This is a genomic window from Sphingobium sp. BYY-5, from assembly GCF_022758885.1.
GTDB lineage: Bacteria > Pseudomonadota > Alphaproteobacteria > Sphingomonadales > Sphingomonadaceae > Sphingobium.
Window position 1 is genome coordinate 2434568 of sequence record NZ_JALEBH010000001.1, and the last position, 17050, is coordinate 2451617.

At 62.5% G+C, this 17050-nt stretch carries 16 protein-coding genes; 4 read left to right on the forward strand and 12 right to left on the reverse strand.

Features of this window, described 5'->3' with window-relative positions; all coding sequences use genetic code 11:
• Positions 1-43 precede the first annotated feature (43 nt).
• On the reverse strand, positions 44-1336 hold the full coding sequence (mnmE, locus tag MOK15_RS11660) for a tRNA uridine-5-carboxymethylaminomethyl(34) synthesis GTPase MnmE (RefSeq protein ID WP_242931760.1): 1293 nt from the start codon (positions 1334-1336) through the stop codon (positions 44-46).
• Between the two features lie 5 nt (positions 1337-1341).
• Positions 1342-1602: a DUF6489 family protein gene (locus MOK15_RS11665; RefSeq protein WP_242932731.1), complete on the reverse strand. Its 261-nt coding sequence runs from the start codon at positions 1600-1602 to the stop codon at positions 1342-1344.
• A 152-nt stretch (positions 1603-1754) separates the two neighbouring features.
• Here MOK15_RS11665 and MOK15_RS11670 point away from each other — a divergent pair, with 152 nt between their 5' ends.
• Positions 1755-2456 (forward strand): dienelactone hydrolase family protein, encoded by a 702-nt coding sequence (locus MOK15_RS11670; RefSeq protein WP_242931761.1) that lies wholly within the window; start codon positions 1755-1757, stop codon positions 2454-2456.
• Positions 2453-3421 (forward strand): quinone oxidoreductase, encoded by a 969-nt coding sequence (locus MOK15_RS11675; RefSeq protein ID WP_242931762.1) that lies wholly within the window; start codon positions 2453-2455, stop codon positions 3419-3421. Before MOK15_RS11670 ends, MOK15_RS11675 begins: the two co-directional genes overlap by 4 nt.
• A 94-nt stretch (positions 3422-3515) precedes the next feature.
• Here the strand turns inward: MOK15_RS11675 and MOK15_RS11680 are convergent, their stop codons facing one another.
• From MOK15_RS11680 to rho, 3 genes are all read right to left on the reverse strand, one after another.
• Positions 3516-4352, reverse strand: a complete 837-nt coding sequence (locus tag MOK15_RS11680) for a methyltransferase domain-containing protein (protein WP_242931763.1) — start codon at positions 4350-4352, stop codon at positions 3516-3518.
• A 95-nt stretch (positions 4353-4447) separates the two neighbouring features.
• On the reverse strand, positions 4448-5170 hold the full coding sequence (locus tag MOK15_RS11685; RefSeq protein WP_242931764.1) for a YjbE family putative metal transport protein: 723 nt from the start codon (positions 5168-5170) through the stop codon (positions 4448-4450).
• Positions 5171-5293: 123 nt separating this feature from the next.
• Entirely contained in the window at positions 5294-6550 is a 1257-nt protein-coding gene (rho, locus tag MOK15_RS11690; protein ID WP_242931765.1) for a transcription termination factor Rho, read from the reverse strand.
• Between the two features lie 264 nt (positions 6551-6814).
• Here rho and MOK15_RS11695 point away from each other — a divergent pair, with 264 nt between their 5' ends.
• Positions 6815-7795 (forward strand): retroviral-like aspartic protease family protein, encoded by a 981-nt coding sequence (locus MOK15_RS11695; protein WP_242931766.1) that lies wholly within the window; start codon positions 6815-6817, stop codon positions 7793-7795.
• Positions 7796-7860: 65 nt separating this feature from the next.
• Here the strand turns inward: MOK15_RS11695 and MOK15_RS11700 are convergent, their stop codons facing one another.
• The 6 genes from MOK15_RS11700 to MOK15_RS11725 form a co-directional block, all read right to left on the reverse strand.
• A complete protein-coding gene (locus tag MOK15_RS11700; RefSeq protein WP_242931767.1) occupies positions 7861-9960 on the reverse strand; it encodes a PBP1A family penicillin-binding protein in 2100 nt (699 codons plus the stop codon).
• A 203-nt stretch (positions 9961-10163) separates the two neighbouring features.
• Positions 10164-10568, reverse strand: coding sequence for a peptide-methionine (R)-S-oxide reductase MsrB (gene msrB, locus MOK15_RS11705; RefSeq protein ID WP_242931768.1), 405 nt, complete (start codon positions 10566-10568; stop codon positions 10164-10166).
• 31 nt (positions 10569-10599) lie between these two features.
• Entirely contained in the window at positions 10600-11628 is a 1029-nt protein-coding gene (gene holA / locus MOK15_RS11710; protein WP_242931769.1) for a DNA polymerase III subunit delta, read from the reverse strand.
• A complete protein-coding gene (gene lptE, locus MOK15_RS11715; RefSeq protein ID WP_242931770.1) occupies positions 11625-12125 on the reverse strand; it encodes an LPS assembly lipoprotein LptE in 501 nt (166 codons plus the stop codon). Before lptE ends, holA begins: the two co-directional genes overlap by 4 nt.
• A gap of 120 nt (positions 12126-12245) precedes the next feature.
• On the reverse strand, positions 12246-14771 hold the full coding sequence (gene leuS, locus MOK15_RS11720) for a leucine--tRNA ligase (RefSeq protein WP_242931771.1): 2526 nt from the start codon (positions 14769-14771) through the stop codon (positions 12246-12248).
• A 110-nt stretch (positions 14772-14881) separates the two neighbouring features.
• A complete protein-coding gene (locus MOK15_RS11725) occupies positions 14882-15328 on the reverse strand; it encodes a DUF3576 domain-containing protein (protein WP_242931772.1) in 447 nt (148 codons plus the stop codon).
• Between the two features lie 253 nt (positions 15329-15581).
• Here MOK15_RS11725 and MOK15_RS11730 point away from each other — a divergent pair, with 253 nt between their 5' ends.
• Complete coding sequence (locus MOK15_RS11730; RefSeq protein ID WP_242931773.1) at positions 15582-16301, forward strand: hypothetical protein; 720 nt, start codon at positions 15582-15584, stop codon at positions 16299-16301.
• 292 nt (positions 16302-16593) lie between these two features.
• Here the strand turns inward: MOK15_RS11730 and MOK15_RS11735 are convergent, their stop codons facing one another.
• The gene (locus MOK15_RS11735; protein WP_242931774.1) at positions 16594-16998 is read right to left on the reverse strand and encodes a hypothetical protein; all 405 of its coding nucleotides are present in this window, start codon (positions 16996-16998) and stop codon (positions 16594-16596) included.
• Positions 16999-17050 lie beyond the last annotated feature (52 nt).

Here is a 17050-nt window from a genome sequence, read left to right on the forward strand (position 1 = left end):
ATTTGGGCGGTCGCGGTCAAAAGCGTTCCACGTGGAACATGGATCATTTGCCGATGCAAAATCCCGAGAAGAGGCGGTCGAGCATATCTTCCGTACCGGCCCGGCCCGTAAGGACATCGATAGCGGCGCGGGCAAGGCGCAATTCCTCCGCCGCGACCAGCATATCAGTCACCGCGGCGGCAGCGACCAGATGATCGCGAAGCTGTCCGACTCGCTGTCGCTGTCGGACATGCAACGCATAATCGCCCTCGCCCGGCAGCAAGCCGGCGGCGCGCGTCTGCAAGGCATCAACCAAAGCCTCCATCCCTTCGCCGGTGCGCGCGGATAGACGCAGGCCCGGACGATCGCTGTCCGCACGATCGCACTGAGCCGCGATCAGGATCGCATCGGCGCGCGGCAGGTGGGCCGGATCACCGAGCCAGAGAATGATGTCGGCCGCCTCCAGCGCGGCGCGAGCGCGGTCGATGCCGATCGCTTCGATCGCGTCTCCTGCCTCGCCGCGCAGGCCGGCGGTGTCGGTGAAAAGAAAGGCGGTGCCGCCGATTGCGGCGGGCACCTCGATCCGATCGCGGGTTGTCCCCGCAATGTCGGAGACGATCGCCGCCTCGCGCCCGACAAGCGCGTTGAGCAGGGTCGACTTGCCCGCATTGGGGGGACCGGCCAGCACCACGCGCACGCCATCGCGCAGCCGCTCAGCCGATGGGGCGGCAAGGATGACGGCGACGTCCCGCGCCAGGGTGGCAATGCCCTCCCCAATGCGCGCTTCGATCGCGGCGTCAGGGACATCATCCTCGTCAGAAAAGTCGAGCGCCGCCTCCACCATGGCGGACAGATCGAGCAGGGTCCGACGCCACCCATCGATCCGGCGGGAGAAATGACCTTCCGCCATCAGCAGCGCGGCGCGGCGCTGGCTCTGGGTTTCAGCGGAGAGCAGGTCGGACAGGCCCTCGACCGCATTCAGGTCCATGCGGCCATTGGCGAAAGCGCGGCGGGTAAATTCTCCAGCTTCGGCGCGACGGAGTCCCGGCATGGCGCCCAGCACCTCCTCCACCGCCGCAACCACGGCACGACCGCCATGACAATGCAGCTCCGCCATATCCTCACCCGTGACCGTATGCGGCCCCGGCAGCCAGAGCAGCAGCGCACGGTCGATCGGCGAGCCATCGCGCAGGTCTTTCAGCAAGGCGAGGCTCGCCATGCGGGGCGGCGGCACGCGCCGCGCCAACGCTTCCAGCGCGGTGCGGGCCTGCCGGCCGCTTATCCGGATGACGGCGATTCCGGCCGGCGGCGCACCGCTCGACAAAGCGAAAATAGTGTCGTCCTGACTATGGGGCACGAACCTTATTTCTTCTCATCCTTGGCCGGGCCACCGGACAGGCCCGACAGGCCGACATTCATCATCTGCTGAAACAGGCGCATCCCCGCGTCGCCCAGCGGTGAAAAGCTCTTGAACAAAGTTTCCATCTGTTCGGTACTGCCCACACCGTCAAAGCTGTCGAGCATCGTTTTGATATATTTGTCATGGATGGGCGTGACATCCGGCAGGCCCAGAAAGGCGCGGGCCTCGGCAGGCGTGCAATCCACGTCGACGGTTACTTTCATGTCCTGCCCTTCCCTGATGGCCGTTGGATCGCGTCGCGCCGTCATGCCGCAAGTCATCGTATCAAGGCAAATTTTTAAACGTTGCAGGTGGTTGCGCGCCCGTCCGGATCAGCCAATATGCGCCCTATTCTCAGAGCGGAAAGGATATCGGCATGGGTAGCTTTACCCCCATCACCACATTGGAAGGCGACGCGCAATTCGACGCCTATGTCGCCCAGCCAGAGGGCGAAGCCATGGCAGCGATAATCGTCATCCAGGAGATTTTCGGGGTGAATGAAGGCATCCGCCGCAAATGCGACAGTTGGGCCAAGGCCGGCTATCTCGCTTATGCGCCGGACCTGTTCTGGCGCGAAAAGCCGCATGTCGAACTGGACGCCGATGTGCCGGACGATTTCCAGCTAGCGATCGGCCATATGCAGAAGTTTAATCAAGATCGGGGCATTCGCGACATCGAAGCGACGATCAAGGCCGCGCGCGCCGCACTGGGCGGTAAAGGCAAAGTCGGGGTCGTCGGCTATTGCCTGGGCGGACGCCTGGTCTTCATGTCGGCCTGCCGCACCGACGGCGACGCCTTTGTCGTCTATTATGGCGTGGGCATTGACGGGTTGCTGGGCGAACAACATGCGATCGGCAAGCCGGCCATGCTGCATATCCCCACCCGTGACGGTTTCGTCCCCGCCGAGGTCCAGCAGAAGATGCACGAAGGGCTGAAGGATAATCGCCATGTGACCCTGCATGATTATGAGGGGCTGGACCATGGTTTTGCCGCCGAGATGGGCAATCGCCGGGTGGAAGATGCCGCGCAGCACGCGGACCAGCGCACCGCCGATTTCTTTGCGGAGCATCTCGCATGAGCGGCGCATGGCGGATGGTCGCCCGCAGCCATGGCGGGCCGGACGTGATTGCGCGCGAGGATTTCGATCCGGGCACGCCGGGTGAAGGCGAATTGCTGATCGAGCAGGATGTGATCGGCCTCAACTTCATCGATACCTATTATCGCACCGGTCTTTATCCCGCCCCCCTCCCCACTCCGCTGGGTTCGGAAGGTGCGGGCCGGGTTGCGGCGGTGGGCGCTGGCGTGACCGGCTTTGCGATCGGCGACCGGGTTGGCGCCGCCGGCGGGCTTGGCGCCTATGCGACGCATAGAATCCTTGCCGCCGATCGGGTGGTCCGAATTCCGGACGGCATATCAAGCGAAGATGCGGCGGCGATGATGCTCAAAGGCATGACCGCCTGCTATCTGGCCGAGGACAGCATCGCCCTACAGCCGGGACAGGTCGCGCTGGTCCATGCGGCGGCGGGCGGCGTTGGTTCGATCCTTGTCCCCTGGCTGCGCGACAAGGATGTCATCGTCATCGCGCATAGCGGATCGGCGGAGAAAGCGGCGACGGTCCAGGCCGAGCACAGCCTGCACGGCTCCTTCGACGATCTTGCCGGCACGGTGCGCGAACTGACCGGCGGCAAAGGCGTGGATGTCGTCTATGACGGCGTCGGCAAGGACAGTTGGAGCGCCTCGCTCGCCAGCCTCAAGCGGCGCGGGCTGATGGTGAGCTACGGCAACGCTTCAGGCGCGGTGCCGCCCGTCAATCTACTGGATCTAAGCCGCGGCGGATCGCTCTATGTCACCCGCCCGACCATGTATGACTATGTCGCCACATCCGAGGAACTGGCGCATACGGCCGGACGATTGTTCGACCGGATGCAGCGCGGCGTGGTGAAAGCACAGATCGGACAGCGCTTTGCCCTGGCCGATGCAGCCGATGCACATCGCGCACTGGAGGCACGGCAAACGACTGGAGCAACGGTGTTGATTCCCTGACCGCCTGAAACGAATATCGGACGCCCTCGCCAAGGAGAAGCGTCCGATATTCTCACAAGATGCGGTCTGTCCCAGCCCGAAGACTGGCGAAAGATCAAGCCATATTCGTACGGTCAACCAGGGGGGTCATTTTGACTTCCTCCCTTGCAACAAGCTCCGGCAATTTGGTGCAGATCATGACATCCTGCAACGAGGAACCGATTCCTCCGCCCATCCAGCATCCATATTCCACCTTGGTGATGGCCATACCAGCGTCCCACGCCATCTTCTCGATCAAGGAGCGATCAAAGGCAATGAATCCTAAAGGATCGCTTTCATTACCGACAAGAATATTGCCGTCTTCCCACATGACATGATTGTCGAGGGGAAAGATCGATTGCCCCTTATTAATCATATATCGAGAAAATTCATTGAGTTCAAAGCAAGTCAGCAGAAAACGTCCGCCAGGAATCATCATGGAGGAAATGAATTTCAACAAACCGCCAAAATCTTCTTTCGTGACATGCGTAAATACCGAAAAGGCATAGCCGTCACTGAAATAATTATCATATTCCAATGCCAACTTCTCACGCCCCTTCCCTCCGCTCTGAGAAATGAAGCGGTCATAATGGTCGTTCTTGTCGTTGATTAGCTCAAACCAGGTGTTGTTAAGATTGGGACGGATGTAGTTATTACAAAAGTCGATCACTGGGGGCATGATATCCATCCCCACAATGGCAGATGGCTCCAGCCCCGTCTTGCGCAGCGAGACCAAGCCACGTCCGATGCCACATCCGAAATCCAGAACCCGCGATGTACCGTTATGCAGCGGGAGGAGTCGACGCATGATGACAGCCGACGCATCGCCAACCGCCTCAGGATCCGACCCACCAACCCAGTCGTTCATCGAGTCGCCACGCATTACGTCAAATATTTCAGCGGTCGTCAGCATATCCGATCCCTTGCCCAAGAACTTTAAATCTTGCTATACTGCTGTATTTGCACCCACAAGCATTAAACGAACGAAGCATTGCATCGCTGCGCGGTTCAACGGAACAGCGTCAATATACCGACCTGATGGTCGACAAAGCCATCATAGATCATCTTGACCGCAACATAGAGGATCACGGCCAGGCCGAGATAGGCGATCCAGCGGAAGCGCTCGATATATTTCGCGATGAGATTGGCGGCCACGCCCATCAGCGCGACCGACAGGATCAGGCCGATGATGAGGATGCCCGGATGCTCGCGCGCCGCGCCCGCGACCGCCAGGACATTGTCCAGGCTCATCGAGACGTCAGCGACCGCCACGGCCCAGGCCGCGCCGGCGAAGCTCTTGGCCGGGCGCAGGCCCGACACATCGTCGTCGGTCGGATCATGCGGTGTATCGCCGCCCCGCCGGGGATGAAGTTCACGCCACATCTTCCAGCTCACCCAGAGCAGCAACAAGCCTCCCGCCAGAATCAACCCGACAATCTGCATCAACTGGCTGACCACCAGCGCAAAGGCGATACGCAGCACCAGGGCGGCGATGATGCCGATCAGGATGACCTTCTGCCGCTGCGCCGCAGGCAGGCCCGCCGCCAGCGCACCGACGACAATGGCGTTGTCACCCGCAAGCAGGATATCGATCATCAACACCTGACCAAAGGCGCTCAGCGCGCTGGGCGATCCGATATTACTGAAATCATTGACGATATGCTGCCATATGTCGGCAGGAGAGCCGAGACCCTGGGCAGCCGAAGCGGCAGTGGCGATAAGGTCGAACATGGCGGCCTGACGTCCCTGTAATCAATATGAAGAAAGCCGGACCATGGCATGGCCCGGCTGTCGCGGCAAAAACATATGACAGGGCGGCGCCCGATCCGTCCGGATCAGGAACCGCCGCATCGCTTACTGGTTCATGGTCGCGAAGAAATCCTCGTTGGTCTTGGAATCCTTCATCTTGTCGAGCAGGAATTCCATCGCGTCGATCGTACCCATTTGCATGAGGATACGGCGCAGCACCCACATCTTGCTGAGCGTCGGCTTTTCGACCAGCAACTCTTCCTTGCGGGTGCCCGACTTGCCAACATCCAGCGCCGGGAAGATACGCTTGTCCGCGACCTTGCGATCGAGGATGATTTCCGAATTGCCGGTGCCCTTGAACTCTTCGAAAATGACTTCGTCCATGCGGCTGCCGGTGTCGATCAGCGCGGTCGCGATGATCGAGAGCGAACCGCCTTCCTCGATGTTGCGCGCGGCGCCGAAGAAACGCTTGGGGCGTTGCAAGGCATTGGCGTCAACACCACCGGTCAGCACCTTGCCCGACGAAGGGACGACAGTGTTGTAGGCGCGGCCGAGGCGGGTGATCGAATCGAGCAGGATCACCACATCCTTCTTATGCTCCACCAGGCGCTTGGCCTTTTCGATCACCATTTCGGCGACCTGGACGTGCCGGGTGGCGGGTTCGTCGAAGGTCGAGGAGACGACCTCACCCTTCACGCTACGCTGCATGTCGGTGACTTCTTCCGGGCGCTCGTCGATCAACAGCACGATCAGGAAGACTTCGGGATGATTGTCGGTGATCGCCTTCGCGATGTTCTGCAGCATCACCGTCTTGCCGACGCGGGGCGGTGCGACGATCAGCGTGCGCTGGCCCTTGCCCTGGGGCGAGACGATGTCGATGACGCGGGCCGACTTGTCCTTGACGGTCGGGTCGAGCGTGTCGAGCCGCAGCTTCTGGTCAGGATAGAGCGGGGTCAGGTTATCGAAGTTCACGCGATGGCGGACCACATCGGGATCGTCGAAATTGACCGAGAGCAGCTTGGTCAGGGCAAAATAGCGTTCGCCATCCTTGGGTGCGCGAATTTCGCCTTCCACCGTGTCGCCGGTGCGCAGACCGAATTTGCGGACCTGGTTGGGCGAGACATAAATATCATCGGGGCCGGCGAGGAAGTTCGCCTCTGGGCTGCGCAGGAAGCCGAAGCCGTCAGGCAGCACTTCGATCGTGCCCTCGCCCATGATCTGCTCGCCATTTTCCGCCTCGGCCTTGAGGATCGCGAACATCAGATCCTGCTTGCGCAGGGTCGATGCGCCTTCCACGCCCAGTTCTTCGGCCATGGTGACGAGGTCGGCGGGCGCTTGCTTCTTGAGGTCCTTGAGGTGCATTTGCGAGTCGGTCCGATGAGGTAAGGATGAAAATGGCCCGGAAAGGAAGGAGATAGCCGGACAGGAAGGCCGGAAAACTCTCGCGCCGGACGGGCGAGGTGAATATTCCGCGTGTAGCGATCCGCTGCCCCTTTAGTCAAGGCGGCATAGGAGCCAATCCCAACGGAAATTCGCGCTTTTGCAAGAACAGGCGGCAAATGGTGCCGCTGGCGCGACAACCATCCTCCATGGTATAAGAATGCGATAAAATGAAAGGATGAGGATATGGGACGGCTCCATGCCTTGCTGGGGATTGCGCTTGCAATTGGCGGCCCGGCCCTCGCCGCGCAGGATGCGCCCGCGCCCAATGCTTCAATCCTTGATCCTGACGTTCCGCCGGCGGTGGTCCATACCGGGCCGTCGCCTGATGACCGGGTGACGATCCCCATCTCGATCGACGGCAAGGGGCCGTGGAACTTCATCATCGACACCGGATCGCAACGCACCGTGATCGCCCGCGATCTGGCGCAGAAGCTGGCGCTTTCACCGCGCGCCAATGTGATCATCCTCAGCATGACGGGGCGCGCTCAAACCAATACCGTCGCTGTGCCGAAGCTGGGCTTTGGCGGCGGCACCGTAAACGATATCGAGGCACCGGTGCTGGAGGGCGAGCATCTCGGCGCGCCGGGCCTGCTCGGCCTCGACAGCCTGCACGCCAAGCGGGTGACGCTCAATTTCCGCACCGGGCGCATGGAAATCGCCAGCAGCATGACGAGCCGCCGCCTGTCGGTCGATCCCAATACCATCGTGGTGGAGGCACGCCGCAAGCGTGGCCAACTGATCCTGCTCGATTCCGACGTCAACGGGATGCGGGTCAGCATCATGCTCGACACCGGCAGCAGTTACAGCATCGGCAACCTGGCGCTGCGGAACAGACTGATCGCCAAGAAACGCGCGCCGGACCTGCTGACCGCGACGCTCACCAGCGTCACCGGTGGCACGCTGGTGGGGCAGGTCGGACGCATCAAATCGGTACGGATGGGCCGCGTCAATCTGACCGAAGTGCCGGTGATCTTCGCGAACGCCAGCCCCTTTGCGGAACTGGGAATGCAGGACAAGCCGGCACTGATGCTGGGGATCAGCGCGCTCAGAATCTTCGATCGGGTGGCGATCGACTTCGGCCGGGGGAAAGTCGATTTCCTGCTACCCGACGCCAGCGCGGTGGAAAAAATGCGCTTCGCAGCGAACCATCAGGGCAAGGGGTGATCTTGCAGTCCACCAAATGACCTTCTCATCCTTGCGAGCGTAACGCTCCCAAGGATGAGAAGGTCTTAGGGATTGGGTGTAGGCCGGGTCGCCGGGGGCTGCTGTTGTTGCCGCTGACGATCGCGACCCAGCACATTGTCGATCCATTGCTGATCGATGCGCGGCGGCTGCGGACGATCTTCGGGATCGGCCTCCGCCGGCTGGCCATCCGGATCGGCGCTCGGCTCCTGGGTTCGCGGGCGATCGATCGGCAGGCCATTCTCATCGACCATCATGCCCCCCTGCATTCCATTGTCGGGCTGGCCATAATAGGCCTCGTCATCCGGTTCGAGCTGCCATTCGGGCAGAGTCACCTGGGTCTCGAACTGTTCGACCGGCCGCTTGGCCACCGCTACTTTCATATAGGCGGCGAAGGCGCGGGCAGGCGCGCGACCGCCCTGGAGCACGCCGACCGCCCTGGCATCATCGCGGCCCATCCAGACGCCAGTGGTGATACCGCTGGAAAAGCCCAAGAACCAGCCATCCTTGTTGCTGCTGGTGGTGCCGGTCTTGCCGGCGACGGGACGGCCGATCTGCGCCGCCTTGCCGGTGCCGGTGGACACGGCGGTCTGCATCAGGTCGGTCATGCCCGCTGCGACCCAGGGCGCCACCAGCACGCGGCTGGTATCGTCCTGATGGCTGTAGAGCAGGCGGCCGTCGGCGGTCGTCACCTTGGTGATGCCATAGGGCGTCACCGCAATCCCCTTGCGCGCGATCGACGCAAAGGCGCGGGTCATGTCGATCAGACGAACGTCGGACGTGCCCAGCACCATCGAAGGATGGGTGTTGATCGGCGTCGTGATCCCGAAACGCCGCGCCATGTCGGCGACGGTCGGGAAACCGACCTCCACGCCCAGCTTCGCCGCGACCGTGTTGATCGAATAGGCGAAGGCGGTGCGAACATCGATATCGCCCGCGAAACGGCCATTGCTGTTGCGCGGACTCCAGCCGTTGATCGTCACCGGCTCGTCGGTAACGCCGGTATCGGGGGTATAACCCGCCTCCAGCGCGGCCATATAGACGAAGATCTTCCAGGCGGAGCCGGGCTGGCGCGTCGCGGTGGTGGCGCGATTATAGTTGGAGGTCACATAATCGAGACCGCCGACCATCGCCCGCACCGCGCCGTCGCGGTCCAGGCTGACCAGCGCGCCCTGGGTGCCAGCCGGGACATTGGCCTGGATCGACGCCGTCGCCGCCTTCTGCATGTCGAGATCGATGGTGGTGTAAACCTCCAGCGGCTCATTCGGTTCGTCGATCAATAGGTCGAGCTGGGGCAGTGCCCAGTCAGTGAAATAGCGCACGCTGTTCTGCGGCGGCTCCGGTGCCATCTTGACGCCGGCAAGATTGGCTCTCGCATGTTCGGACGCGGAAATCGCCCCATTTTCCTGCATCAGGTCCAGCACCACACCGGCCCGGCCGACCGCAGCCTCGGCATCGGCGGTGGGGGAATAGCTGGACGGAGCCTTGACCAGGCCGGCGATGATCGCGGCTTCGGGCAGGTCCAGCGTGGTGGCGGGATGGCCGAAGAATTTGCGACTGGCCGCGTCTATGCCATAGGCGCCGCCGCCGAAATACACCTTGTTGAGGTACAGCTCCAATATCTGCCGTTTGGAAAATTTCCGTTCCAGCGCCAGCGCCAGCACCATCTCACGAATCTTGCGACCGAAGCTGTAGCTGTTGTTGAGGAAGATGTTGCGCGTCACCTGCTGGGTGATGGTCGATGCGCCTTGCCAGCGTCGACCGCTGCCGCGCCGCTCCACCGCTACCCAGGCGGCACGCACCATGCCGATCGGATCGACGCCGGGGTGCAGATAGTAGCGCTTGTCCTCGGTCGATACCATCGCGTCGACCATGACCTGCGGAATCCGGTCATAGCTCAGCCATTGGCCAAAGCTCGGCCCCAGGGAGACGATGACGCTGCCGTCGGCGGCATGAACGCGGATCATCTGGCCGTTGGGGGAAGATTTCAGGCTGTCATAGTCGGGCAGCGACTGCATCGCGATCACCACCGCGATCACGATCGCCAGCAAACCTGCCACCGCTGCCGCGAGGCCGATCTTCAGCCCGCGCACCAGCCATTTCCTTGCGCGACCGGGCGCGCGCTTGCTCTTGCTTGATCCTGCCATTTGTGCCGCTCCGAATAGGCGCTAATCCCCGCGTCGACCAGCGCAAATCATGCAACCGGCGCGGAAAAAGACCATTGCGGCGTCATGGAGAATGGCGGTTTACCGGCGATGAACGGTTCCCCTCCCCGCTCGCTTCAGGCAAAGTCGAGAAGGACCGCACCAGCCTGCCTCGACTTCGCTCGACGCGAACGGCCGTGAATATCCTACCTCAGCTCGTCGCGCGGCTTGAAGGCCAAGCTAACACTGTTCATGCAATAGCGCAGGCCGTTGACACCAGGGCCATCGGGAAAGACATGCCCCAGATGGCCCTCGCACGTGGCGCAGCGCACCTCCGTCCGCATCATGCCGTGGCTGTTGTCGCGTATCTCCTCGACCACGTCGATATCGACCGGCGCGGTGAAGCTGGGCCAGCCGGAGCCGCTGTCATATTTTTCTTCGGCATCGAACAATTCCGTACCGCAACCCGCGCAATAATAGACGCCATCGGCCTTGTTGCTGTTATATTTGCCGGTAAAGGCCCGTTCGGTGCCTGCCTCACGCAGCACATGATATTGTTCCGGGGTCAGGCGGGCGCGCCATTCGGCGTCGGTCAGGTCCAACTTCTCCATAACCGCACTATGACCGTGACGGACAGGTCTATCAAGCCCGCTCCCGCGCCGCCTGGCGCGCGATCGCCAGCAATTCGTGACGCACCATCAAGTCGCCCAGGCCCCTGCCCCCGCGGCTGGCACGCTCGGCCTCCAACAACCGTTGGATAACGCGCGCGATGCCGCCCGCCTCCCACAGCCGCACCTGGCGCGACACCAGTCCCTTTTCCTTCCAGAAGACCGCCTTGCCCGCCGATTCAACCGCCGCCTCCAGCCGACCGCTGGCGTCGAAGGCGTCTCGGATAGCAGCGATCAACATGGCGCGGGTCAACAATGGACGAATGACCGAAGCCATGGCCGCGCCGGTTTCGCTAAGGCTCATCAATTCGCGATGCATGGCTTTCAGATCGCCACCCAGCACAGCGTTGACGAGCGGGGCGACCTCCGTGTCGGGATGATCGGCGGACAGGGCGTCGAGCGCCTCTGCCGTCGCCTCGCGCGGCCGATCCGGCGCGGCGTCGAGATAGAGGATCAATTTCTCGATTTCTCCCGCCATCAGAGCGCGATCGCCATTGGCGAGATCGACGATCCGGCGCGCCAGTTCGGACGGCAAGCGCAGCCCGCCGTCACGCGCGATGCCGACCGCGATCTGTTCCGCCTCGCGCGCGTCAGGCTGATAGGAGATGAACGCCATCGCCGCCTTATGGTCGAGCGCCAGCTTAACCAGCTTCGATGTAGCTTTCAGCGCGCCTGCCACCGCAATCACCAGATTGCCCACCACCTCCGCTTCCAGCAACGCGGTGAGGGCAGGCGCGGATTCATCGCCCATGCCGGCAACGCGCACCCATCGCTTGTCGCCGAACATGGAGAAAGCAGCGGCCTCGTCGGCGAGCCGCGCTGGATCGTCGCGCAGGGTTGGGCCGTCCAGGTCGATTCGTTCGGCCTCCGGCCCCATCGCGCGTTCCAGCCGCTTGGCCAGTGCCTGGCTGCCTGCCTCGTCAGGGCCATACAGCAGAAAGAAGCGGATATCTGCCGGCGGCGAATCGAGCGCCTTTTCGATCTGGCCGCGGCTGGCCTTCAAGGATTGGCCGCCTTGCGCGAAAAGAGCGCCAGGCGAGTGACGATCTGGTCCGCCACGGTCTGCGACAGCCGCTCCAGCGCCGTGTCTTCGGCCGCGATGGTGGCATATTCGCTGGAGGTGACGTCGATGCCCGCGTCGGAACCGGCGGTATCGTCCAATATCTGCGCGCCGGTGGTTTCGTCGATCAGTTGGTAGCGCGCGCGCAGCGTCCGGCGCTCGCGAGTGATGGCGGCGTCGGCGCGCAGGCCGAAACCGCTGATATTATCGTCCAGCTTCACTACCAGCTTGTAGCGCGGACCACTGCCACTCTGCATCGCGGACAGGCGATCATTGAGCGCGTTGCGCATCAACCATCCGGCCTTACCCTCGATCGGTGCAACCTCGACATTGCCGAGCGCCTGCACCACCGCGCCATGCCCGCCTCCGCCATAGACCGGACGCAGCCCGCAGGCGGTGAGGAGCAAGGGAAGGGCGACAAGGAGGAGGATGCGCTTCATAATAATGAGCCTTACCCGCTCCGTCGTTCCCGCGAAAGCGGGAACCCATTTTTCGTCACGCGACTGGATTGCCGAAGGCGAGATGGGTTCCCGCCTTCGCGGGAACGACGAGATTATGCTTCAAACCACCAGGTTCACCAGACGGTCCGGCACCACGATGATCTTCTTGGGCGTCGCGCCGTCAAGGATGCGCGCCACATTGGGGGCGGCGAGCGCCAGTTTCTCCAGTTCGTCCCTGGGCGTCCCCTTCGCCACGGTGATGGTGTCGCGCAGCTTGCCCATCACCTGGCAGGCGATCGTCACCTCGTCATCGACCAGCAAGGCCGGGTCGACCGCCGGCCAGGCGGCGTCGGCGATCAGGCCCCAGTCTTCACTGGCGCCACCCATTTCCGCCCACCCCTCTTCTGCCAGATGCGGAGTCATCGGCGCTACCAGCAGGGCCAGCGTGCGGATCGCGGCGGTGCGCGAGGCGGACGGCTTGGCCTTCTCGATCGCGTTCACCAGTTCGTAGATCTTGGCAACGGCCTTGTTGAAGCCCAGCGCCTCGATATCCCTGGCGACGCCGTCGATGGTCTGGTGCAGCTTGCGGTCCAGTCCCTTGTCCTGGCCTTCCGCCGAAGCGTCCGCCTCACCAAACAGACGCCAGACGCGGTTGACGAAGCGCCACGATCCCTCGATCCCCGCCTCGGTCCAGGGCAGGTCGCGCTCCGGCGGGCTGTCGGACAGCATGAACCAGCGTACCGCATCCGCGCCATATTGGGCGATGATGTCGTCGGGATCGACGACATTCTTCTTGGACTTGGACATTTTCTCGACACGGCCGACCGCGACCGGCGCACCACCCTCGACCATCACCCAGCCGTCGCCCTGCTTCGCAACATCCTGCGGCGCAAGCCACGCGCCCTCGGGCGATTTGTACGTCTCATGCGTCACCATGCCCTGCGTGAACAGGCCGGTGAACGGCTCGGCAAAGCCCAGCTGCCCCATATGCTGGAGCGCGCGGGTCCAGAAGCGGGCGTAGAGAAGATGCAGGATCGCATGTTCGACGCCGCCAATATACTGGCCAACCGGCAGCCATTGCTCGACCGTGGCGCGATCGAACGGCTTGTCCTTGGGCTGGCTGGCGAAGCGGATGAAATACCAGCTCGAATCGGCGAAGGTGTCGAGCGTGTCGGTTTCGCGCACCGCCGGCTTGCCGCAGGACGGGCAATCGACATGCTTCCAGGTCGGATGACGGTCGAGCGGATTGCCGGGAATGTCGAAGCTGACATCTTCGGGCAGGACGACCGGCAGTTGATCCTTGGGGACGCCGACCGGACCGCAGTCTTCGCAATGGATGACCGGGATCGGCGTGCCCCAGTAACGCTGGCGCGACACGCCCCAGTCGCGCAGGCGGAACACGGTCTGCCCCTGCCCCCAGCCTTCGCTTTCGGCGCGCGAGATGACGGCGGCCTTGGCCTCTTCCACAGCCATGCCGTCGAGGAAACGGCTATTCACCAGCTTGCCGGGACCAGTATAGGCTTCGTCATGGATCGGCGCCTGCTCGTCGCCTTCCGCCGCGACCACGCGCTCCACCGGAAGCATATATTTGCGCGCAAAGTCGAGGTCGCGCTGGTCATGCGCGGGCACACCCATGACCGCGCCGGTGCCATAGTCCATCAGCACGAAATTGGCGATGAAGACGGGCAGGTGCCAGTCGGGATCGAATGGATGGGCGACCGTCAGGCCGGTGTCGAAGCCCAGCTTCTCCGCCGTTTCCAGCTCGGCGGCGGTAGTGCCGCCTTCCTTGCACTTCTCGATGAAGGCGACCGCGTCCGGGTTGTTCGCGGCAACGGCTTGCGCCACCGGATGGTCCGCCGCTACGGCCAAGAAGCTGGCGCCGAAAATAGTGTCGGGACGGGTCGAATAGACCTCGATCTCGCTGTCGAAGGGCGCGACCGGCTTGAAATGGAATTGCAGGCCAACCGACTTGCCGATCCAGTTTTCCTGCATCGTGCGCACCTTGTCGGGCCATTGGTCCAGCGTCCCCAGCCCTTCCAGCAGGTCGTCGGCGAACTGGGTGATCTTGAGGAACCATTGGCTCAGCTTACGCTTCTCGACCAGCGCGCCGGATCGCCAGCCACGCCCGTCGATCACCTGTTCGTTCGCCAGCACGGTCATGTCGACCGGGTCCCAGTTGACCGCGCTTTCCTTGCGATAGACAAGGCCCGCTTCCAGCATGTCCAGGAACAACGCCTGTTCATGGCCATAATAATCCGGCTCGCACGTGGCGAGTTCGCGGCTCCAATCGATCGCGAAGCCCAGTTTTTTGAGCTGCGCGCGCATGTTGGCGATATTGTCGCGGGTCCAGTTGCCGGGATGGACCTTCTTTTCCATCGCCGCATTTTCGGCCGGCATACCAAAGGCGTCCCAGCCCATCGGATGCAGCACCTCATGCCCCGTCATCCGGCGGAAACGCGCCAGCACGTCGCCCATCGAATAGTTGCGGACATGGCCGATATGGATGCGCCCCGACGGATAGGGAAACATCTCCAGAACGTAGCTGCGCGGCTTGGATGAAGCATCGTCGGCCTTGAAGCTCTGCTTCTCATCCCAGGTCGCCTGCCAGCGGGCGTCGGCCTCAAGCGGGTTGAAGCGCCTTTGCATGTCTTGTCCTTACAAATGCGAGCGGGCTGGGCCTTTGCGAAGCCCAGCCCCATGGGGTTTGGAAACGGGGCGCCAAAAAGCCCGTAAGCACGGCGCCCGGAGGGGTCAGGTCAGCCGATCGCCATGCGGCGCAGGTCGCGCGCCTTGGTGAGGATGATCTCCTCCAGCTTCTGGGTCGTTGCCGCTTTGACCGGGGCGTCGACCCACTGACCGTTCTGATTGACCTGACGGCTGGCCGCGACGCGCAGTGCGTCGGCCCGCAGATCCTGGTCCAAGATCGATACCGTCAGCTTCATCCGCTCATTGGGGCTGTTCGGATTGGCATACCAATCCGTGACGATCACACCGCCGTTCGAATCCGTCTGCACCATCGGCATAAAGGACAGCGTATCGAGGCTGGCGCGCCAGAGATAGGCGTTGACGCCGATCGTAGTCACCTTCGACGCGGCGATATCCGCCTTCGGGCGCGCCTTGGAGCCACCCCCGCAGGCGGCGAGCGGCAGGAGCGCGGCCAGCAGCAGGCCGGTGGAAAGGGAAGCAGGAAGGCGACGGGCCATCAGGCATGTCCTAGCTAGAAAGACGAAAATCAGCCCGCTTCTATAGTGTGCGGGCGGCAATGGGCAAGGGGGAGCAAGGACGCACGGCATCGTCCCGTCGCGATCCCCGCCCACCGTCCGCCGGAACCCGCCAACCCATCATGTGTATTCCGTGCAACAGCTCCGACAAAAAGGGAGTCCCCCTCTAGTCAGTGGCGGCTTTGCGGGTGTAGAGCGTTAACAAAGATGTACCGATGGGGATGAGATTCGGATCATGCGTATGAACAGGGGACATTTGGCGGTGGCAGGCGCGGCGGTGGCCGTGGCTGGCTTTCTGCTGTCTCCGGCGTTCGGCGCCGCGACCGACTTCGTCCGGCTGCGCGCGAATGCGCCCGTCTCGCTGGGCGCGCTGGGCAGCATCTCCTCCTTCACCCCGACCACCAAGGATCCGCAACTCGCGGCCGCCTATGCGAAGGTCGCCGCATCGGCCAGCCGTCAAGGCTTCCGTTTCACCCCGACCAGCGGTTCGTTGAGCGGTCAGCGCTCGATCACCATCATGGTCCGCGCCGCGGATCGGGTGACGAACCCGACGGCCGAACCCATCGATATCAAGCCGATGGCGTTCAGTCTGAACGGATCGCATAACTGGCGCAAATTTGCCCTGCCCGAAGCGGTAGGCCGCAAGGCGTTGGACCCGGTGCCGGTCGAAACGATGGTCGACGCCAAGAATTTCTCGCTGGATGAAGGCAAGAAGGAGCGCTTCAGCACCAAGGTGTTGATCGAAAGCCGCCGCGACCCCGCTGCGACCGTACGCAATCCATCGGCGGACAAGGATTATTCGCTGGATCTGGCCAGTTCCTATTCGCTGACCCGCAACCTCAATGTGACGGCCGGCTTGCGCTACAACAACAATGTCGCTGGCCGCCTGGCCCCGATGACCGACGACCGGCAGGACAGCCAGGCCGTCTACCTCGGCACCATCTTCAAATTCTGATCCGGTTGCACCGCCGGCAAGGCATTGTGCTGCGTCGGCGGGAACATTGCGCCTGACGGACTGACTTCCCGATCGAACGGCTGGCTTCGGCCAAAGGCGGACCTAACCTTCATCGTCACCCTGAACTTGTTTCAGGGTCCATTTCGCCGGATTGAGCGAAGGTTTGTTGGGCCTGATGGATGCTGAAACAAGTTCAGCATGACGAAAGGGAAATGGCAGGAAACCACCCCAACTTCGTCATCCCGCATAGGTGGGAATGACGGGGGTCCTCCTCCCACCCGCCACCGCTGCATCATTTCCCTGTCGGCGTGCGGTAGGGGATGAAATCACCCAGCGCGCAGGAGCCAGTGGTGATGCCGGTCTGCAGATTGGCGGTCGTGGTGAAATCACCACGGCATAGCTGCGACCCGAAACTGCGCACGATCATCGTATCGCCATAGGTCAGCCCGCTGCAACTGCCGATCAGCTCATTCTTGTAGACCAGCTTCCTGCTGACTCGGTACAGCAGCACATTGTTGCTGATGACCGTCAGGTTGGTCTGCGGCTCACGGTTGATGCAGCTCACTTTCTCGCCCGGCACCTTGCCGGCCAGCGCCTTGTCCAGTGCGACTGTCTGCTTTTCCGTCAGCGGTTTCGGTTCATAGCTGCCAGTGCAGCCCGCCAGCAGCAGCGGCGTCATCCATATCCACGCGCGCATCGCGACTCTCCATGTCTCAATCGACTATAGGACGCCAGTATAGGCCAAAATC